Source organism: Staphylococcus sp. EG-SA-2 (assembly GCF_017152085.1).
In genome coordinates this window covers 1-1,194 of record NZ_JACYHC010000830.1, presented here as the reverse complement: position 1 = coordinate 1,194, position 1,194 = coordinate 1, and the positions used below count along the sequence as shown (strand labels likewise).

At 34.3% G+C, this 1,194-nt stretch carries 2 protein-coding genes; both read left to right on the top strand.

The features are described from left to right. Nucleotides 1–19 precede the first annotated feature (19 nt). Nucleotides 20–1,060, top strand: coding sequence for a bifunctional threonine ammonia-lyase/L-serine ammonia-lyase TdcB (tdcB, locus tag IDG60_RS27575; RefSeq protein WP_000210828.1), 1,041 nt, complete (start codon nt 20–22; stop codon nt 1,058–1,060). A gap of 30 nt (nt 1,061–1,090) precedes the next feature. Beyond that, on the top strand, nt 1,091–1,194 hold a 104-nt coding region (locus IDG60_RS27570), incomplete at its 3' end, for a hypothetical protein (RefSeq protein WP_241013339.1).

The following is a 1,194-nucleotide window of genomic DNA, read 5'->3' as shown; positions in this document are numbered from 1 at the left end:
ACGGAAGGATGTAATTATTATGACAACCAACACAGTTACATTACAAACAGCACATATTGTAAGTTTAGGAGATATCGAAGAAGCTAAAGCAAGCATTAAACCATTTATTCGTCGAACACCTCTAATTAAATCAATGTATTTAAGCCAAAGTATAACTAAAGGGAATGTATTTCTAAAATTAGAAAATATGCAATTCACAGGATCTTTTAAATTTAGAGGCGCTAGCAATAAAATTAATCACTTAACAGATGAACAAAAAGAAAAAGGCATTATCGCAGCATCTGCTGGGAACCATGCACAAGGTGTTGCTTTAACAGCTAAATTATTAGGCATTGATGCAACTATCGTAATGCCTGAAACAGCACCACAAGCGAAACAACAAGCAACAAAAGGCTATGGGGCAAAGGTTATTTTAAAAGGTAAAAACTTTAACGAAACTAGACTTTATATGGAAGAATTAGCGAAAGAAAATGGCATGACAATCGTTCATCCATATGACGATAAGTTTGTAATGGCAGGCCAAGGAACAATTGGTTTAGAAATTTTAGATGATATTTGGAATGTGAATACAGTCATCGTACCAGTTGGCGGTGGAGGATTAATTGCAGGTATTGCCACCGCATTAAAATCATTTAACCCTTCAATTCATATTATCGGTGTTCAATCTGAGAATGTTCATGGTATGGCTGAGTCTTTCTATAAGAGAGATTTAACTGAACATCGAGTGGATAGCACGATAGCAGATGGTTGTGATGTAAAAGTTCCTGGTGAACAAACATATGAAGTAGTTAAACATTTAGTAGATGAATTTATTCTTGTTACTGAAGAAGAAATTGAACATGCTATGAAAGATTTAATGCAGCGTGCCAAAATTATTACTGAAGGTGCAGGCGCATTACCAACAGCTGCAATTTTAAGTGGAAAAATAAACAATAAATGGCTTGAAGATAAAAATGTTGTTGCTTTAGTTTCAGGCGGGAATGTTGACTTAACTAGAGTTTCAGGTGTCATTGAACATGGACTGAATATTGCAGATACAAGCAAGGGTGTGGTAGGTTAAAACATTTAATCTTAAAAATGAGGTGTAATTATGTCAAATGGTAAAGAATTACAAAAAAATATAGGTTTCTTCTCAGCGTTTGCTATTGTTATGGGGACAGTTATTGGTTCAGGAGTATTCTTTAAAATATCAAA

Bases quoted from the DNA above. Each gene is read 5' to 3' on its own strand.
- tdcB (WP_000210828.1), top strand. From the start codon at position 20: ATGACAACCAACACAGTTACATTACAAACAGCACATATTGTAAGTTTA.